Origin of the sequence: Clostridioides sp. ES-S-0048-02 (assembly GCF_020658495.1) — a bacterium.
In the GTDB taxonomy this organism is placed as follows: domain Bacteria; phylum Bacillota; class Clostridia; order Peptostreptococcales; family Peptostreptococcaceae; genus Clostridioides.
Map to the genome: position 1 here is coordinate 210,341 of NZ_JACVWH010000006.1, position 19,851 is coordinate 230,191.

18 protein-coding genes and 1 rRNA gene are annotated in these 19,851 nt (G+C 28.4%); 16 read left to right on the top strand and 3 right to left on the bottom strand.

The window, feature by feature from the left end:
- Positions 1–31: 31 nt before the first annotated feature.
- The 7 genes from rbsK (at position 32) to IC173_RS10765 (ending at position 8,203) form a co-directional block, all read left to right on the top strand.
- The gene (gene rbsK, locus IC173_RS10735) at positions 32–925 is read left to right on the top strand and encodes a ribokinase (RefSeq protein ID WP_227855513.1); all 894 of its coding nucleotides are present in this window, start codon (positions 32–34) and stop codon (positions 923–925) included.
- Positions 926–972: 47 nt separating this feature from the next.
- Positions 973–1,929, top strand: a complete 957-nt coding sequence (locus IC173_RS10740) for a substrate-binding domain-containing protein (protein WP_227434714.1) — start codon at positions 973–975, stop codon at positions 1,927–1,929.
- A 50-nt stretch (positions 1,930–1,979) separates the two neighbouring features.
- Entirely contained in the window at positions 1,980–3,491 is a 1,512-nt protein-coding gene (locus tag IC173_RS10745) for a sugar ABC transporter ATP-binding protein (protein WP_227855514.1), read from the top strand.
- Complete coding sequence (locus IC173_RS10750) at positions 3,475–4,473, top strand: ABC transporter permease (protein ID WP_227434716.1); 999 nt, start codon at positions 3,475–3,477, stop codon at positions 4,471–4,473. The genes IC173_RS10745 and IC173_RS10750 overlap by 17 nt, the downstream gene beginning before the upstream one ends.
- 154 nt (positions 4,474–4,627) lie before the next feature.
- Positions 4,628–5,890, top strand: coding sequence for a M20 family metallopeptidase (locus IC173_RS10755; protein WP_227836503.1), 1,263 nt, complete (start codon positions 4,628–4,630; stop codon positions 5,888–5,890).
- Positions 5,891–5,909: 19 nt separating this feature from the next.
- Positions 5,910–6,653, top strand: coding sequence for a glutamine amidotransferase (locus IC173_RS10760; RefSeq protein WP_227434718.1), 744 nt, complete (start codon positions 5,910–5,912; stop codon positions 6,651–6,653).
- A 164-nt stretch (positions 6,654–6,817) separates the two neighbouring features.
- Positions 6,818–8,203 carry a M20 family metallopeptidase gene (locus IC173_RS10765; protein ID WP_413927549.1) on the top strand — a complete coding sequence of 462 codons (1,386 nt, stop codon included), beginning with the start codon at positions 6,818–6,820 and terminating at the stop codon, positions 8,201–8,203.
- Positions 8,204–8,568: 365 nt separating this feature from the next.
- On the opposite strand, the gene IC173_RS10770 is transcribed toward IC173_RS10765, so the two are convergent.
- Positions 8,569–9,213, bottom strand: coding sequence for a nitroreductase family protein (locus IC173_RS10770; RefSeq protein WP_227855516.1), 645 nt, complete (start codon positions 9,211–9,213; stop codon positions 8,569–8,571).
- Positions 9,214–9,477: 264 nt separating this feature from the next.
- Here IC173_RS10770 and IC173_RS10775 point away from each other — a divergent pair, with 264 nt between their 5' ends.
- From IC173_RS10775 to IC173_RS10790, 4 genes are all read left to right on the top strand, one after another.
- Positions 9,478–10,092 (top strand): TetR/AcrR family transcriptional regulator, encoded by a 615-nt coding sequence (locus IC173_RS10775; protein ID WP_227434721.1) that lies wholly within the window; start codon positions 9,478–9,480, stop codon positions 10,090–10,092.
- 410 nt (positions 10,093–10,502) lie between these two features.
- Positions 10,503–11,342, top strand: coding sequence for a DUF5685 family protein (locus IC173_RS10780; protein ID WP_227434722.1), 840 nt, complete (start codon positions 10,503–10,505; stop codon positions 11,340–11,342).
- Positions 11,332–11,775 carry a hypothetical protein gene (locus IC173_RS10785; RefSeq protein WP_227434723.1) on the top strand — a complete coding sequence of 148 codons (444 nt, stop codon included), beginning with the start codon at positions 11,332–11,334 and terminating at the stop codon, positions 11,773–11,775. The genes IC173_RS10780 and IC173_RS10785 overlap by 11 nt, the downstream gene beginning before the upstream one ends.
- A 10-nt stretch (positions 11,776–11,785) precedes the next feature.
- Positions 11,786–12,283, top strand: a complete 498-nt coding sequence (locus tag IC173_RS10790; protein WP_227831388.1) for a hypothetical protein — start codon at positions 11,786–11,788, stop codon at positions 12,281–12,283.
- A 323-nt stretch (positions 12,284–12,606) separates the two neighbouring features.
- Here the strand turns inward: IC173_RS10790 and IC173_RS10795 are convergent, their stop codons facing one another.
- Positions 12,607–13,335 (bottom strand): HAD family hydrolase, encoded by a 729-nt coding sequence (locus IC173_RS10795; protein WP_227434725.1) that lies wholly within the window; start codon positions 13,333–13,335, stop codon positions 12,607–12,609.
- A gap of 125 nt (positions 13,336–13,460) precedes the next feature.
- On the opposite strand from IC173_RS10795, the gene IC173_RS10800 reads away from it, so the two are divergent.
- Positions 13,461–14,549, top strand: coding sequence for a hypothetical protein (locus tag IC173_RS10800; protein ID WP_227434726.1), 1,089 nt, complete (start codon positions 13,461–13,463; stop codon positions 14,547–14,549).
- Between the two features lie 478 nt (positions 14,550–15,027).
- A complete protein-coding gene (locus IC173_RS20990; protein ID WP_227855519.1) occupies positions 15,028–15,123 on the top strand; it encodes a DUF6485 family protein in 96 nt (31 codons plus the stop codon).
- A 328-nt stretch (positions 15,124–15,451) separates the two neighbouring features.
- Here IC173_RS20990 and IC173_RS10810 read toward each other — a convergent pair whose 3' ends face one another.
- Complete coding sequence (locus tag IC173_RS10810) at positions 15,452–16,270, bottom strand: hypothetical protein (RefSeq protein ID WP_227855517.1); 819 nt, start codon at positions 16,268–16,270, stop codon at positions 15,452–15,454.
- A gap of 202 nt (positions 16,271–16,472) precedes the next feature.
- Here IC173_RS10810 and IC173_RS10815 point away from each other — a divergent pair, with 202 nt between their 5' ends.
- From IC173_RS10815 to IC173_RS10825, 3 genes are all read left to right on the top strand, one after another.
- A complete protein-coding gene (locus tag IC173_RS10815; protein WP_003421083.1) occupies positions 16,473–16,838 on the top strand; it encodes an ArsR/SmtB family transcription factor in 366 nt (121 codons plus the stop codon).
- 22 nt (positions 16,839–16,860) lie between these two features.
- A complete protein-coding gene (locus IC173_RS10820; protein ID WP_227855518.1) occupies positions 16,861–19,251 on the top strand; it encodes a heavy metal translocating P-type ATPase in 2,391 nt (796 codons plus the stop codon).
- Between the two features lie 538 nt (positions 19,252–19,789).
- A 16S ribosomal RNA gene (locus IC173_RS10825) occupies positions 19,790–19,851 on the top strand; the annotation flags it as partial.

The following is a 19,851-nucleotide window of genomic DNA, read 5'->3' on the forward strand; positions in this document are numbered from 1 at the left end:
AGCATAAATAGATATGTAAAGGAGTAACGTAATGGGAAACATAGTTGTCATAGGAAGTGTAAATATGGACATGGTATGTTCTGTAGATAAAAGACCAGAAAAAGGAGAAACAATACTAGGTAATAGCTTTTTTACATCACCTGGGGGAAAAGGTGCTAACCAAGCAGTTTCAGCATCTAAGTTAGGTGCAAATGTAAAAATGATATCTTGTATAGGGGAAGATAGCTTAGGCGAAGAATTGATACGAAATTTTAAAGAGAATAAAGTTGATTATAATTTGATAGCTAGAAATAATCAAAAAAGTTCTGGTGTTGCTGTCATAACACTATGTGAAAATGATAATAGTATTGTTGTTGTGCCAGGAACAAATGAACTAGTAGATATAAACTTAATTAAAAAGAATGAAGAAGAGATAAAGAATGCAGATATAGTATTACTACAGTTAGAGATTCCACTAGAAACAATAAAATATGTAGTAAATTTCTGTTTTGAAAATAATATAAAGGTTTTATTAAATCCAGCACCAGCAATAAGATTAGATGAAGATATAATAGAAAAAGTAACCTATTTAACACCAAATGAACATGAATATAAGATAGTTTTTGACACAGAGGAAAGTATAGAAGAGGTATTAAAAAAACATCCAAATAAACTTGTAGTAACAGAAGGCAAAAATGGAGCTAGATTTTATGATGGTAAAGAAGTAAAACATGTGTCTTGTATAAATGTTGATGTTCAAGATACTACAGGGGCAGGTGATACTTTTAATGGAGCATTGTCAGTAGCGATAACAGAAGGCAAAGACTTATATACAGCAGTAGGGTATGCTGTAGTAGTGTCAGGACTATCTGTAACAAAATTAGGTGCTCAATCTGGAATGCCTTATAGGGAAGATGTTGAAAAATATTTAGATATTAATAAATAAAAATTAAAATTGTTCAAATCTAAAACTATTAAAAATGGAGGGTAATTATGAGAAAAATTTTATCTTTAGGAATTGTTGCAACACTAGCAGTAGGAATGTTAACAGGATGTTCAATGGATGGACCAGGTAAATCAGAAAAGAAGGATAATTCAGCTAAGAAAGATTTAACTATAGGGGTATCTACAATAACTCTTCAACATCAATTTTTTATAGACATTGATGAAGGGATAAAAGAAAAAGCTAAAGAACTAGGTGTAAAAGTCATAGTAAATGACCCAGACCAAGATGTAGCTAAGCAAACATCAGCTATAGAAGATTTTATACAACAGGATGTAGATGGAATGATAGTACTTGGAACAGATAATTCAGCTATAGTACCAGCTGTAGAGGGAGCATTTGAAAAAATGCCTGTAGTTACAGTAGATGCTGTATTAAATACTGAAAATATTACAAGTTATGTTGGAACAGTTAGTTACGATGCTGGTAAAAAATTAGGCGAATACACTAAAAAGTATATAGATGAAAACTTAGGTGGAAAATCAGAAATTGCAATAGTAACAGATTTAAAATCTCAAATACAAATGCAAAGAATAGATGGGTTTAAAGAAGCATTAAAAGGTTCAGCTAATGTTAAAATATTAAACTCACAACCAGGATATGATAGAGAAGAATCTCTTAATACTGTAGAAAACTTAATTCAATCTAATCCAAATGTAGATATAATATATGCAACAGCTGAAAATAGTGTATTAGGAGCTAAAGCTGCACTTGAATCTGCAAAAAATAAGGATGTTAAGATTGTAGGATTTGATTTAACTGATGAAGCAGCAACTGGAATAACAGATGGAACTGTTCTTGCTATGATTCAGCAACAACCTAAAGAAATGGGACGTTTGGCAGTAGAAGCAGTAGTAAAGGCTATAAAAGGTGAAAAGGTAGAGAAAAATATACCAGTACCAGCCTTACTTTATGATAAAGAAAATATAAAAGACTTTAAGAATTAATAAAAAATAAGATTATTTAAAAGAAATCCTATCTAAAAAGGAGTGTCATTATGAGTAATATAATTCTAAAGTTAAGTAATATTGCTAAGGAATTTCCTGGAGTTAGGGCGTTGGATAATGTTAATTTTGAGTTATTTCATGGCGAAGTTCATGCACTACTGGGTGAAAATGGTGCTGGTAAATCAACAATGATAAAGATTTTAACTGGTGCACATGCAAAGACTGCTGGTAAATTTATTTTTGAAGGAAAAGAGATAGAAAATATATCACCAGATATTTCTAAAAAAATAGGTATAAATGCCATATATCAAGAATTAACAGTATTTGATGAATTGACAGTAGCACAAAATATTTTTATGGGAAAAGAAATAAATAGCAAGGTCTTAACTAATGATAAAAAAATGAATGAAGAATCTAAAAAGATTTTTGACAATATGGGAATAGATATAAATCCAAGTAGCTTAGTCAAAGAACTTAGTATAGCTCAAAAGCAAATGGTTGAAATAGCAAGAGTTTTATCATCAGAAACTAAGGTATTGATAATGGATGAGCCAACATCTTCAATAAGTAAAAAAGAAACTGAGATACTTTTTAGACTTATAAATGATTTAAAGAGTAGTGGAGTTAGTATAATATATATTTCTCATAGAATGGAAGAACTTTTTGAGATTTGTGACAGAATAACTATAATGCGAGATGGGAAAACGATTTCGACTTTGAATACCAAAGAAGTATCATCTGAGGAAGAATTAGTTAATTTAATGATAGATAGAAAATTAGACCAATTTTTCCCTAAAAGAAAGGTAGAAATCAAAGAAGAAATTATGAGGGTAGAAAATCTAACTAAAAACAATGTTTTTAATAATGTCAGCTTTAATATAAGAAAAGGAGAAATTTTAGGAATAGGTGGATTAGTTGGAAGCAAGAGAAGTGAAATCGTAGAGGCTGTATTTGGACTTAGAACATATAGTTCTGGGAAAATATATTTAAATAATAAAGAAATTAAATTTAAAACACCATCGGATGCAATTGAAAATGGTTTAGGTTTGATAACAGAAGATAGAAAAGGCACTGGATTATTTTTACAGATGAGTGTCAAAGAAAATACAACTATGGCAGGATTAAAGAAAGTATCTAAATTTAAATCAGTTATAGATAGAAAAAAAGAAAAAGAAGTTTTAGAAAAATACATAGAAGCTTTAAAAATAAAGACTCCACATATGAATCAGGTTATACAGAGCTTAAGTGGTGGTAACCAACAAAAAGCTATAATAGCCAGATGGCTTTTATTACAACCAGACATATTAATTATGGATGAACCGACTAGAGGTATAGATGTAAATGCTAAAGCAGAGATATACAATCTAATGGGTGACTTGGTAGAGGATGGCGTAAGTATCATAATGATATATTCAGAGATACCAGAGTTGATATCAATGAGTGACAGGATAATGGTTATGAGAGAGGGCCATATAAGTGGCTTTTTAGAAGGTGAAGAAATGGTTGAAAATAATGTATTAAAATTGGCTTTTGGAGGTAAAATTAATGAGTTCAATAACTAAGCATAAAGAAAATGCTTCATCTCCATTATTATCAAAATTAACAAGTGTATTTAAAGACCAGGGGAGTGCAGCTATAGGACTTGTAATAATTTTTATAATAATGAGCGTAGCTTCATCTAATTTTTTAACTTTAGATAATTTAATTAATGTTGGAAGACAAATATCAATAAATGCAATTCTTGCAGTAGGGATGACTTTTGTAATAATTACAGGAGGAATAGACTTAAGTGTAGGAGCAGTAATTGCTTTAGTAGGTACATTTTGGGCTACAACAGTAGTGAATTACAATGCACCTGTATGGGTTGGTATGTTACTGGCATTAGCAATTGGAACAATACTAGGTATCATAAAAGGTGCAATTATTTCGACACAAAAATTACCACCATTTATCGTAACTTTAGCTATGTTGACAATAATAAGTGGAGCAAGCTTTGTGTTTACAGGAGGGAGACCTATATCAGTAAACACAGATGCATTTAAGATGCTTGGTAGAGGATATGTTGGACCAATACCAATACCAGTTATAATTATGATTATAGTCGTAATAGCAGGACATTTTCTCTTAAAAAGAACTGATTTTGGACGCCATGTACATGCTGTAGGTGGGAATGAAGAAGCAGCTAGACTATGTGGAGTAAAAGTAAATAAAGTTATAGTTAAAGTATATGCCTTAGCTGGATTATTAACAGCTTTAGCTGGAATAATATTATCTTCACGTTTAGCATCAGGTTCACCAACTGTTGGAGATGGAGCCGAATTGGATGCTATAGCAGCAGTTGTGCTTGGAGGTACTAATATGATGGGTGGTTCTGGTTCTATAGTAGGTACATGTATAGGTGTTGGAATAATAGGAATATTAGGAAATGGATTAAACCTATTGAGTGTATCTTCATATAATCAGATGATTATAAAAGGTTTGGTAATGTTATTTGCTATATGGATAAATAACATAAAATTAAAAAAATCAGCTAAAGTAAAATAATAAATATTACTTAACTAGTAAGTTATAAGAATTATTAGTTTTGCATAGATGCTAAATAAAAAGGATAGGTATTAAATAAAAAGAAACATTGTAATTTAAGCAGAGGATATTAACTTTGAAATCTTAAATGTGAAAATAAATCTTGGGAGGAAATATGAAAAAAATTCTCTTAGATACATTAAATAGCAATAAAAAAGAATATATAGACTATTTAAAAAAGCTTGTAAGTATCAAAACCGAAGATGTAGGTCATGGAATACTAGGTGGATTTGAAAAGGAAGGTCAAGAATATATTGAAAAACTTGCAAATTCCATAGGTTTTAGTGTAAATAGGCAAGAAATGAGCGAAGATTTAATTAAAAAGGCAAAAGACATATATAAAGAAGGTAATCTAGGTCACAATTATGATGATAGATATAATTTAATATGTGAGTACAGTGATAATTTGCCTGGAAAGACAATAGTTTTTAATGGTCATGTAGATACTATGCCACCTGGTGATATAAAAAAATGGAGATATAATCCATATTGTGCTACAGAAGATAAAGGGAAGCTTTATGGACTTGGAACTGCAGATATGAAATCTGGTCTAATAGCTTCAATATTAGCTGTAAAACTTATAAAAGATAGTGGCTTAAATATACCTGGCAATATAAAGGTAATGTCAGTGGTAGATGAAGAAGGCGGAGGAAATGGAACTATAAATGCAGTTATGAATGGAATTGATGGAGATTACTGTGTAATTTGTGAACCATCAGAGAAAGACATAATAATTGCACATATGGGATTTGTATTCTTTGAGGTTGAAGTTAAAGGTGTATCTCTCCACTGTGGAAGTAAGTGGGAAGGTGTAAATGCTATAGAAAAGGCAATGTTATTACTCCAAGATATAAAAGAGTTAGAACATAATTGGCTTATGAGATATAAACATGCTTTATTACCTCCACCTACAATAAATCTAGGCGTAATAAATGGTGGAACAGCAGGCTCTACTGTACCAGATAAATGTGTATTTAATTTATGTGTACATTTCTTGCCAAATACAATGAGTTATGAGCAAGTTGTGGAAGATATAACTAAGGTTATAATGACAAGAGCTGATGGAGATTTGTGGCTTAAAGATAATAAACCAGAGATAAATATATATCAATCAGGATTAGGTTTTGAGATGGACAAGCAATCTGAATTTATAGTTAATACTCAAAAGATATTAGAAGAAACCTTAGAAAGAAAGCTAAATATAAAGGGGTCAACGGCTGGAAATGATGCAAGACTGATGAAAAACTTAGCTAAAATCCCAACACTAATATTAGGGCCAGGTTCAATAGAACAATGTCATTCAATAGATGAGTATGTTGAAATTCAAGAGTATTTAGACAGTATACTTATGTATGCCAGTCTAATATTAAACTTATAAAAGTAGGAGGAATATATAGATGAAAAAAGTATTAATAGTAGGGGAATCGTGGGTAAAAAATATAACTCATATAAAGGGATTTGACACATTTGTTACAACACATTATGAAGAAGCAGTAAAATGGTTAAAAGAAGCAGTAGAGTCTGGAGGATATGAAGCAGTTCATATGCCTGCACATGTAGCAGCAGACAGTTTTCCATATAAATTGGAAGAGTTAAATGAGTATGATTGTATAATATTATCTGATATAGGTTCTAATACATTCTTATTATCTAATAGTACATTTATAGATTGTAATAGTAAACCAGATAGACTTGAGTTAGTTAAAGAGTATGTAAATAGCGGTGGAGCATTAATCATGGTAGGTGGATATATGTCATTTACAGGTATAGATGCAAAAGCTAGATTTGGAGAAACTGCTATCAAAGATGTATTGCCAATAACAATGATAGATAAAGATGATAGGGTTGAAAAACCAGCAGGAATAACTCCAGTCGTTGTTGATTCTGAACATCCAGTTTTAAAAGATATACCAAAGGAATGGCCACAGTTTTTAGGATATAATAAGACAATAGCTAAAGATAATTGTCCTGTGCTAGCGACTATTGGAGGAGACCCATTTGTAGCTGTTGGCGAATTTGGAAAAGGAAAATCTGCTATCTTTAGTTCTGATTGTGCACCTCATTGGGGTCCAAGAGAATTTACTGATTGGAAATATTATAATAAATTATGGGTTAATATGCTTGATTGGTTAACATGCTAAAAATTTTATAAATTTAAAAGACCTCTTACTTGATAAAGTGTAATTTACAAGTCAAGAGGTTTTCTTATATAAAATGATTATAATATAGAAGCTATTTAAAAAATAATTATTTTATATAATCAAATAATATAATTATTAGTCTTATGGAGGAGAATATGGTTAATATAAATGATTCAAATAAAAAATTTATAATGGATTATATAGATAAAATACAAGGAGAGTTAAGAGATATATCAGATAAAATATGGAAAAATCCAGAACTTCAATATAAAGAATATTATGCTTCAAACTTACAAAAAGAATATTTAAAAAAACATGATTTTAGTGTAGATGAATTAGAGGATATGGATACAGCATTTGTAGCTAGCTATGGAGAAAGTAAGCCAGTTATAGCAGTTTTAGGTGAATATGATGCATTAGATGGTTTGTCTCAAAAAGTATCCATTACAAAAGAACCTATTTCAGATGGTGGTGCGGGTCATGGTTGTGGACATAATTTACTTGGTACGGGTTCAATAGGAGTTGTAATTGCAATAAAGGAACTAATCAAACTAAAAAAATTGAAAGGAACTATAAAATATTATGTATGTCCAGCAGAAGAAGATTTGTCAGGAAAAGTATTAATGATAAAAAAAGGTTTCTTTAATGGAATTGATTGTGCATTTAGTTGGCATCCATTTGATATAAACACTCCAATAAGAATTCCAACTCTTGCTAATTATTCTGTAAAGTTTAGATACAAGGGTGTTAGCGCACATGCAGCACAAGCTCCTTATAACGGAAGAAGTGCACTTGATGCAGTGGAACTTATGAACATAGGCTGTAACTATTTAAGAGAGCATATATTTGATAGCTGTAGAGTTCATTATGTAACTACTAATGGTGGAAAAATGCCAAACATAGTTCCAGACTTTGCAGAAGTATGGTATTACATAAGAGGAGTTAAAATGGAGCATGTAAGAGATGTATTTGACAGAATTGTTGATATAGCAAAAGGAGCAGCATTGATGACTGGTACTAGTATGGAATATAATATTGTAAGTGGAGTATATGACTATATTCCAAATACAATATTAACAGATGTTTTATCAAAAAACATGAAATTGATAGGAGTACAAAAGTATGATGAAGATGACTACTATTTTGCAAAAAAATTAGTTGAAACAGTTTCTATAGATAAAAGAATTAGTGTGTCTAGTGTATTAAGTGGAAACAAGGAAATTACTAAGATGAATCTACATGATGAAGTTACAGATGATACCTTTACTCATAATAACTGTATATCACTATCATTAGATATTGGAGATGTTAGTTACATAACTCCCACAGCACAATGTTCTTGTTCAGTTTGGCCTATTGGTATTTCTGCTCATACATGGCAATCTTGCGCTAGTGCAGGTTCTGACATGGGATTTAAAGCGATGTTGTTAGCATCAAAATCTATAGCATGTTCAATAAATGATGTAATGCTTGATGAATCTATTGTAGATAAAGCAAAAAAGGAATTAAAAGATACTTTAGGCAGTTTTGAATATACTCCAATTATTTAAAAATTAACTTAATGTAAGTAAGATTGAATTGTATGAATTAGTATAAATATATATTGAGAGCCATAGGAACGATTAATTCTAAGACACAAACAAAAGTAAAAATAATTGATTATGATGGTATACATATACTTTAAAAGAAATACAGGAAAGTTATTTACCAGGGTTGAAGGAAAAGAATTTAATTTCAGGCTCAATAAAAGGACTTATAATTTATAAGTCCTTTTATTATATTTATTCTTTGTTTGTAATTAATTTGATTATCTTAGGCTCAGTTAAATTATAGATTCCTCTGAGAAACAGCATGTAATCTATTATTAAAAATATGTAAGAATAGTTTATAAATATTTGGTTTTCAATATTATTTATTATATCCATTTTATTGATGGATGAGGAATGGCTCTGCCTTCCTTAATTACAGATGTTGTAGGGAAACCGATTGTACAGGCATCAAAGCCATATTCATCTGTTGGTACTCCTAAAATATCGCAAAAATCTTTATTATTACTTAATCTTCCTATTACACTAACAAGTTCAAAACCTAATCCTAAAGCAGTTGCTTTAAGCCACATATTCTGCATAACATGAGATAATGACTTTTGTTCTATGGCTGGTATTCCACGACGTTCTGCCACAATAATAAGATAAGGTGTTGACCCTACACCAAGAACCCCTTTTTTAACTTGCATCTTTAAAGAAGTAATGAAGGATTGTAGAGCGATGTCGTTCTCAGCCTTCTTCTCATGGGTTGATATTTGAGTTTTAATAACATCAACAAGAATAGTTTTTATTTTATCCATTTGTAAACTGTTATTAGAGATAACAAAGAAATGTCTGAAATCTGTTTGTTTTGCTACTGCAAGTATTGCATAAGGTGCAAGTCTTCCAGTTTCAATTATTTTTTCAACCAGTTCTTTTGAAGGTACTTCTTTTGTAAAACTTCTTATGGATCTTCGAGTTCTTAATAGCATATCCAAAACTTCATTAACATTGTTTTTATCTAAATTGTTCATTTTTATCCTCCATTAATACTATTCTTAAGATATCCCATAATGCATCCATATAAAGGCGAAATTTTAGGTCATATTAAACATTTACTTCAAATCAATTTGCTATTTTTTATGAACACATTGTTGATTAATAATCTATATGTATATTATAATATGTATATTGATTTATGCAATGAACAATAATATTTAAATTGTTAAGTAATAAACATTTAATATAAAATTGTCAATTAAAATTAAAAAAATTTATATAGAACGAGGAAATAATTCATGAAAAAAGTATCTGTTGATAGAAGAACAATACGTACTAAAAAAATGATTAGGTCTGCATTAGCAGAGTTAATAGATGAGAAAGGATTTAACAATATATCAGTTACTGACTTAACTCAAAGGGCAGATATAAATAGAGGAACCTTCTACCTGCATTATGTTGATAAGTATGACTTGTTAGAGAAAATTGAAAATGAAATAATACAGGAAATTGAAGAAGAGACTAAGCACCTTGATTCAGTCAACATGATGAACATGGATGCCTCAAATGAACCTCTTCCATTTATGGTAAAGCTTTTTGAATATTTTAGAAAAAATTCAGTAATTATTAAATCTATTTTAGGTCCAAAAGGTGACCCTACCTTTGAAAGAAAAATAAAAAAATTTATTGAAATCAATCTGTTTGAGAAACAAAAATTAAAAAATTTTAACATAGATGAGGCAATAATTTCGGAAGAATATTTTATACAATATATACTTTCAGCGGACTTAGGTGTAATTCAATATTGGCTTGAAAAAAACATGAAAGAATCTCCTGATGAAATGGCACTGATACTTGCTAGAATGTCGTTACTTGGTCCATTAAGAGCAGTAGGTATTCGTAAAGACTCATAAAAACCATCAGAAAAATAATTCTAAACAATGAATTATAATTTTATTAATGATATAATAATAATTAATAAAAAATAGAGAAATAATGACTTGTTCAAATGCAAAGGATATACTACTGTTAAATGATATAAGTAACTTAGAGATAACACATAGTAAGTCAAAAGGATATATAACATTAGTAAGTAAAAAAGAGTAAAAACTTACATAATGTACTATATAATAAATGATTTAGAAAATAAATATAATGAGTTTATAGATAACAAAGTAAATATTTATGTAAGTCACAATACTTTTTATAAACCATAAAGAAGTATTGAGAATATAAAAGAGTTAAATGTGATATTTATAGATATAGATTGTTACAATACAAATTATAATTTATTATATAAAAAGTAGTACAAGAAGGAGTATTTATGTTTGGATATGTTAAAATAAACAAAATGGATTTAACATTTAGAGAATATGACCATTACAAAGCTTATTATTGTGGGTTATGTAAATATCTAAAAAGAAATCATGGAGAAATCTCAAGGTTTTCTTTAAACTACGATATAACATTTCTAATTATTCTATTAACCTCAGTATATAAGCCAGAGTCTATAAGTACAGAAGAAGTGTGTGTAGTCAGTCCATTTAAGAAGAAAAAGATAATAACAAATGATATTACCGAATATGCAGCAAGTATGAATGTTCTTTTAACGTATTATAAATTGGAAGATAATTTAATGGATGATAAACGCATAAAAGATAAATTAGCATATTATATATATAAAAACAAATTAAACTTAGCCTATGAGAAATATCCTGAAAAAGCTGAGTATATAAAGCAACAATTAAATGAATTAAATAAGTTGGAAAAGGACAAAAATATAAATATAGATGAAGTGTCTAATGTCTTTGGAAATATAATGGGAGAAGTATTTGCATATAAAAAAGATGAAAATGAGAGAAATCTAAGAATGATAGGCTTTAATATAGGTAAATATATATATTTACTAGATGCATATGAAGATTTAGATGAAGATTTTAAGAAAGGAAGATATAATCCTTTTATAGAATATATAGATAAAAATGATGAGTTAAAAGAAAAAGTAAAAAAAATAATTGTAACATCATTAGGTTTTTTAGCTAGGGGAATTGATAATTTAAATCTAAATAAAAACGTTGGAATAATAGAAAATATAATTTATTCTGGAGTTTATTTAAGATACATGAATATATTAGAAAGTAGAGGTGGAAAGAATGTACAGTAATACTTATAATAATGAAAATTTTATGAGAGCAAGAGCTTTTATGGAAAATAGTGAATTTAAAAAAGCCTATGATTTTTTAAAAACATTAACTGACAAATGTGCAGAGTGGTATTATCTAACTGGTTTTTCTGCGATGAATATTGGATATTATGAAGAAGGAGAAGACTTCTTAAAGAGAGCAAAATTCATGGAGCCTGAAAATCAAGAATACAATGATGCACTTAGAAGTTATACACAATATAGAAATGAATATAACAATAGAGCTGATAATTATAATAGAAGAAGACGTAATGATTTAGATGGATGTTGTTGCTGTTGTTGTGATGACTGTTGTTGCTGTCTAGGTGATGATTGTTGTGAAAACTGCGCTAAACTTTGGTGTCTAGATTCCTGTTGTGAATGTTTTGGTGGAGATTTAATATCTTGTTGTTAGGATGATAAATATGAGTATAAAAGTTGCTTATGGAGGAGTTTTATTAGCATTAAATGTGATACTGTTAACTCTTACAAATATTATTCCTGTAAATACATTGTTTATTATGGGGTTAGCATCGCTTTTAGTATCAATTGTAATAATGGAATGGGGATTTAAAAGTGGAATTGCTTTTTATATAGGTTCTGTAGCATTAGGATTTATAGTAATGGCAAGTAAATCTCAATGGATTGTATATTCTCTTACTTTTGGGATATATGGTATTGTTAAATATTTTATAGAAAAAGATAGGTCAATATATATTGAGTATTTTATGAAAGTAGTATTTGCAAATATAATGATAGTTATATTGTACTTTATATTAAGGACAATAGTTTATATTCCAATAAATATTATTATAGTAGCTTCATTTGAGGTAGCCTTTATAATATACGATTATGTATATAGTTCTTTTATAGATTATTACAATAATAGACTAAGAAAGATGTTATTTAAAAATAACAACTGACTTAATGTTTTACTTTAGAATGGTTTTAATTTTTATATGAATAATACATTTGCAAAGGGACATTGAAATATAAAAATAAAATTAACATATGTATGAGTTTATTTAATAAAAAAGGCTTTGATTTTTATATCAGAGTCTTTTTATGTTGTTATACAAACTTTTAATGTTTTAGCAATAACAATTTTTATATTTGAAATAGATACTTACCATCTATGAACTAAAATATATAATATGAATAAAAATAAAGGATATCACTTCAATGATGACATCCTTTATTATAATAAGACTTTTGTTGTATAAGTCTTTAAAAGAGCTAATATAAATTAAATATCTACCATATTCACATCTGTAGATAAAGAATAGATAATGTCTTTTCTTTCTACTATTATTTCAACATTTTTAGAAATTTCCTTATTAAGTGATATTTGAGCCAAAAGTTCTTTTGTAGGATTTATTGCGATTGGATTTCCAACTCTTTTTAGCATATTTATATCGCCATTAGTATCTCCATAAGCGTACGAATTTGATAGGTCTAAATCATATTTTACAACAAAATCATTTATAGCGTTATTTTTACTTATAGAATCCCACATTGGTATGACTGTTCCTGTAAATATATCATCTTCAAATACATAATCACTTCCTAAGAAGTCAGTTACATTGTATTTTTTAGCCATTTTTTCAACCAAAAACCCAGGGCTGCCAGAAATAAAGATAACTATGTGACCTTGATTTAAATGCCAATCTATTCTTGAACGTGTGTATTTATAAACTCTATCTGCTTTTAATTTAATTACTTGGTCACTTGTAAAATTAATGCAAGTTTTGTCTAAGCCTTTTAAGGAGTCAACATAAAGATTACATATTTCTAGTAAGTAATCATCATAGTTGCCTTGTCTTTTATCCCAATCCATAAATGTATCTCTGGCGTGTTTATACCAATTTTTTTGGTCAATTATATCATATTTAATTAATTTCTTAAAATGTTCAACCATAAGAGAGTCCCTATAAAGAGTACCATCTATATCAAAAAAAGCTGCTATATTTTTCATAAAAACCACCTCAATTAATCATTTCCTTATATTATATTATAAATTATACCTAAGTTGTTAAAATATATGTATAATAATTTATATATTAAAAAACAAAGATTTTAAATTTTAAAGGACGTGATTGTATGAATTTTAATTTTGCAAAGGTTACAAATTCTAGACTTATGGGGAGCTTGGGTCTTATAATAAATTGGATAGACAATAAAAACAATCACTTTTGTCAATATTTTTTATTGGATGCAGAAGGATTAGGTCTGGCGGATTATGTGAGTTTAAAAAATCCAACACAAGAAGAAGCTTATAGGGAAGAAGAAAGATTAATGGGTGGATTTGGCTCAGATAGAATTGGATTAACAGAGGAGGAATCTCTGTTTTTAGTATCTTATTTTGGAAATAAGAATATTTGTTATAACAAGATATTGCCAGGAGATAAATGTGAATACATTGACATTATAAAAAATTATAAAACAGATTTAACTATAGAAAAATTATATAATAAAATATGTAAAAGAGTTGATGAGGAAGTTGAATTCATAAACTATATGACTATGAGGTTTATAGCATGGGATAGAGAAAGCTTAAGATACTTTTCAGGAAGTGAAGAGATTGCAAATATGCATATTACAAATATCAATGGTACATTACTTAAAAATACAGTAAGTAATAAAGGACAAGGTAGGTATATTAGTGAGGCTTTATATGAAGATAATGATGGGTATTATACATGTAAAATAGCCTTTTGTATAAGTAAATGTAATGATACTGGTTTTAAAATCAATTCTATGCTAGTAACAGATAAAGAGCCTATGTACGATTTTGAAGTTTTTGATGAAATTTCTAAGAGTGAATTTGTAAGTGTATATAGCGTAAGTTCACCTGAGGAATTTGCAAAAGTATTTTATGAAGAAAATCCGTTCTTATTAAAAAGTAATATGAATGAAGGTATATTTTTTACTAGATTTAATTTTAATAATGACCATGTTAAAGAAAATGTATATATAATAAATAATGATATGAAAGCTATATATTACTTAATGGGAAACAAGTTTTTTATAGGGACTTATAGTGATAATGATTGTAATTGTATTAATGAAATAAGTCAGTCTAATTATAGCAAATATATTAAATTTGAAGAGAAATTTTTCTTTGAGCAAAATGCTTTATACGATTTTGCAGAGTCAGATTCAATAGACTTTGATGATTTTTTGGAATAGTATATGATTTTTGACATTATTTAAGCGAGATTAACTGAATTTAATCTCGCTTAAATTTATTTCTATAATATTGGGGGAATATTATGAGGAATACATTTATTATTGTGGTCAATTATTAAAATTTTATACAATTTATATAAAAATATTTTATTTCTTTTTTTTATAATATTTGCCAATATTGGTTTTTAGCATACCGTATCTAAACATATTACTAGATATATAGGGAGTAAGATATATTTTATGATTGTTATATGATGAAGCAATGAAGTTTTATAATGAAAATAAAATAATCTTAAAGAGTCATGAATGATAGTTATAATAGAATTACTAGCTTTTATTTATTTGTAAATATATTAGAATCATACCAGTTCCAGAAAAGTAAAATACACATATTTTATTCAAAATAATGCCTACTATAAACAAGATAATGACTTGTTAGAGTCATTATAACATAGAGTTAGTAAACTTAAGTTGAGAACTGCCAAATAAATCCAAAAAATATGAGAAAGAGTGTAGACCATGTATCCTTGACAATCTAAAAGAGAAGAAAATGCCAGCATGTTTTTTTGTATAGTTAATGAAGATATAAGTGATGTAATTGATTACTCCATTCAAGGATTTGTGGGTTACTTCCATAAACATCAAACAAATAGTGATATGTAGGGATATTTTTTAAGTACTAAGTTAAATGTAAATAAAAAATCAGATAAAATTTTATTTTATCTGATTTTTTATTTACATTTATTTTATTAGATTATGTTAATATTTTTTGACTAAATAAAAGGATATTCAATCAAAATTTTATACCTATAATAATATTGGGGGAATATTATGAGGAATACATTTACTATTATGTTCAATTATTAAGGTCTTATACAATTTATTTAAAAAATAAAAATATTTTACATTTCTTCCTCATCAAACTCCTCAATATTAGTTTGTGGCATGCCTTGTATAGACATATTACTAGAACCATAAGGAGTCGGATACATGTTAGAATGCATATTACTAGGCATAACTACAGGCATACCATTCATTGTATTATGACATATAACACCTGGTATCATCATAAGTACATTAGGAGGCATATTTTGATTACATGATAAGTTAGGAATACCCATGTTATTCATATTATATCCCATATTATTCATGTTGCCAGACATGTTATTCATATTATACCCCATATTATTCATGTTGCCAGACATATTGTTAGGCATACCCATATTGTTATTCATGTTACCAGACATGTTATTAGGCATACCCATATTATTATTCATGTTACTAGACATGCTGTTAGGCATACCCATATTATTATTCATGTTACCAGACATGTTGTTAGGCATACCCATATTGTTATTCATGTTACCAGACATATTAGTGGGTACACCCATATTGTTCATATTATTAGATGTATTATAGTTCATGTTGTTAGGCATATTGTTTGGAGTAGATGTGTTGTAGTTCATATTTCCAGATGTATTATTTGTGTTAGGCAAGTTGTTTGGAGAATTACTACTTTTAGGATAATTATTTACGCTATTAGGATAAATGTTACTTATATTCTGATTATTAGGTATTTTTGTATAACCACTAGGGATTTGTGGGTCATTTCTCAACTCATCTTGAGGAATTTCTTCATTAGTAATATAATCTGCATAATTAGCAGGGTCTAAGTAAGGCATGTAGCTAGTATCTAAGTTCTTTTTTTTCTTATTACTCATATTAAACTTGCACCTCCTAGAAAAACTATAAAAAAGTTTACAAAAACTTATTCTAATAATATATATATTAAAAAACTCCATAATATGTGCATTCTAATTATTATTAAATAAATAAAAAAATATTGTTGCGAAATTAGATATAATAGCATATAATGAACATATGAACAGTTATTCATATATTAAAATAATGGAGGATTATATAATGAGAGAAGAGATAAATGATTGTAATTGTAATATAATACATGAGGAAATAGTAACAGAAGCTAAGTCAACTATGCCAGATGAAGAAATGTTATATGATTTAGCAGAATTATTTAAAGTATTTGGAGATACTACTAGAGTAAAGATATTATATGCATTATTTGCAAATGAAATGTGTGTATGTGATATAGCAAGTTTATTAAATATGACTCACTCTGCAATATCTCACCAACTTAGAGTATTAAAACAGGCTAGGTTAGTAAAATTTAGAAGAGAAGGAAAGACGGTATATTACTCATTAGATGATAGCCATATAAGTCAAATATTTGACTGTGGATTAAATCATATTAGAGAGACTTATAAATGATAAATGAGAGGAGTGAATATATATGGAAGCAAATAATATAATTAAAAAGGAATTTGTATTAGGAGGATTGAATTGTGCGCATTGTGCAGAAGAGATTAACAACAAAGTTTCTAAGCTACAAGAGGTTAAGTCTTCTAATCTAAATTTTATAAATAAAAAACTTACAGTAAATATAGAAAATAGTTTTGATGAAGAAAATACTATAGAAAAGATAATAGAGATAATAGATTCAACAGAACCAGGACTTAATATACAAATAAGCTCTAAAGACAATGCAATAGCCAACAAAACATCAGCTAAAAAGGAGCTTATATTAGGAGGGTTAAATTGTGCACATTGTGCAGAAGAGATTAACAACAAAGTTTCTAAACTAAAAGAGGTTGAATCTTCTAATTTGAATTTTGTAAATAAAAAACTTACAGTAAACATAATAAGTACTTTTGAAGAAGATGCTGTTATAAATAAAATAAAAGAAATAATAGACTCAACAGAACCAGGGCTTGATATACAAGTAGAGTCTTCTGACAAAACAAAATCTAGAACGGTTGAAAAGTCAGAAACTGTGAGCGATACAAATAAAAAAGAATTAATTCCACTTATAATAGGAGCTCTTGTATATATTTTTGGTATATATCAAACAGCAACAGGATTTGAAAGTCAATTTAGCAATATAGTATTTATAGTTGCTTATGTGATAGTAGGTGGAGATGTACTTTTAAGAGCAATAAGAAATATATCAAAAGGAAGAGTATTTGATGAAAACTTCTTAATGGCTCTAGCAACAGTAGGGGCATTATTAATAGGAGAACTATCAGAAGCAGTAGGAGTTATGCTTTTCTATAAGGTAGGAGAGTATTTACAAGGTGTTGCGGTTGGAAAGTCTAGAAAGTCTATAACTTCACTTATGCAAATAAGACCAGATTATGCAAACCTAAAAGTTAACTCTGAAGTGAAAGTAGTATCTCCAGAAGAAGTAAATATAGGTGATATAATAGTAGTAAAACCTGGTGAAAAAGTGCCATTGGATGGTGTAGTAGTAGATGGAGTATCTATGTTAGACACTTCTGCACTTACAGGTGAGTCTGTATTAAGAGAAGTTGAAAAAGGAGACGAAATTTTATCAGGTGTTATAAATAAGAATGCTTTACTTACTATTGAGGTTACAAAAAGCTTTGGAGAGTCAACAGTTTCAAAGATACTTGACCTTGTTGAAAATTCTAGCATTAAAAAATCAAAAACAGAAAATTTTATATCTAAATTTTCAAGATACTATACTCCAGTAGTAGTTATAGCTGCTTTATTGATAGCATTTGTACCACCACTTGTTATTTCAGGTGAAGTATTTAGTGATTGGCTATACAGAGGGTTGATATTCTTAGTTGTTTCTTGTCCTTGTGCATTAGTTTTATCAATACCACTTAGTTTCTTTAGTGGGATTGGATTTGCATCTAAAAATGGAATACTTATAAAGGGAAGTAATTACTTAGAGGCTTTAAGAAGTGTAGATACAGTAGTGTTTGACAAAACAGGAACTCTTACTAAGGGTGTATTTAATGTAACTAAGTTAAATCCTGTAGGAATATCAGAAGAAGAATTATTGCAATATGCAGCTCTTGCAGAAGTAAATTCAAATCACCCAATAGCAAAGTCTATATTAAGCTACTATAATAAAAAAATTGATTTAAATACAATAGATAGTTATGAGGAAATAGCAGCCTATGGAATCAGAGTAAAATACAATGGTCAACTTATATTGGCAGGTAATGAGAAACTTATGAAAAAGGAAAATATATTCTATTCACCAGCTAAAGAAGTTGGAACAGTAGTGTATATTGCTGTTGATAAAATGTATAGAGGTTATATAGTTATATCTGATGAGATAAAAGAAGATAGTAAAAATGCCATAAGAAGTTTAAAATCAATAGGAGTAAAAAAAGTTGTAATGTTAACTGGAGATAATGAAAAAGTAGCAAAAAACATTGCTAAAGAGTTGGAGTTAGATACAGTTTACTCTAATTTACTTCCTAATGAAAAGGTAGATAGACTAGAAGAGTTGTATGAAGGTAGAACAGAAAAAGAAAAAATAGCTTTTGTTGGTGATGGAATAAATGATGCACCAGTTTTAGCCAGAGCGGATGTTGGTATAGCAATGGGAGGTTTAGGTTCAGATGCAGCTATTGAAGCAGCAGATGTGGTACTTATGACAGATGAACCAAGTAAAATATCTAAAGCCATTGAAATAGCAAATAAGACTAATAAGATAGTATGGCAAAATATAATATTTGCTCTAGGTGTAAAAGTTATAGTTATGGCATTAGGAGCTGGAGGAATAGCTACTATGTGGGAGGCTATATTTGCTGATGTAGGGGTAGCACTTATTGCAGTACTAAATGCTATGAGAGCTATGAGATAATATGTAAGTTAAAAATGAATAGATTATAATATTAAAAGATAGATAATAAAAGAAGAAGTATTGATAAGTTTATTCTAACTGTATTAATACTTCTTCTTTTATTATTATATTTATTTACATTTATTTCTATATTCTTATTTATTGTCTGTATTTTCTACTGTATTTTTTCAATTTATATAGGGATAATTCTATTATAACTGTTGAATTTGTATATAGAAATATTTAAAATATTAATAGTTAAGATAAGCAAATGTGATTTTTTATAAAAAATTATAAATATATTAAAATTGATTGAGACTATGGTATTACTACATTATGATGGAATATATGACAATGGAAATTAAAAAAACTCAAAAAAATAATTTAAAAAGTGTTGACGAATTATTTTTAAGGTGATATAGTATTACTTGTCCTTAAGAAAAGGGCAAACATGAAAAATGAACTTTGAAAATTAAACAGTAGGTTAATTTATAAAAACAAGAAACAAACCATAAAGCCAGATATTTAGATAACAATAGTATCTGAGCCTGATAAACTTTTATTTGAGAGTTTGATCCTGGCTCAGGATGAACGCTGGCGGCGTGCCTAACACATGCAAGT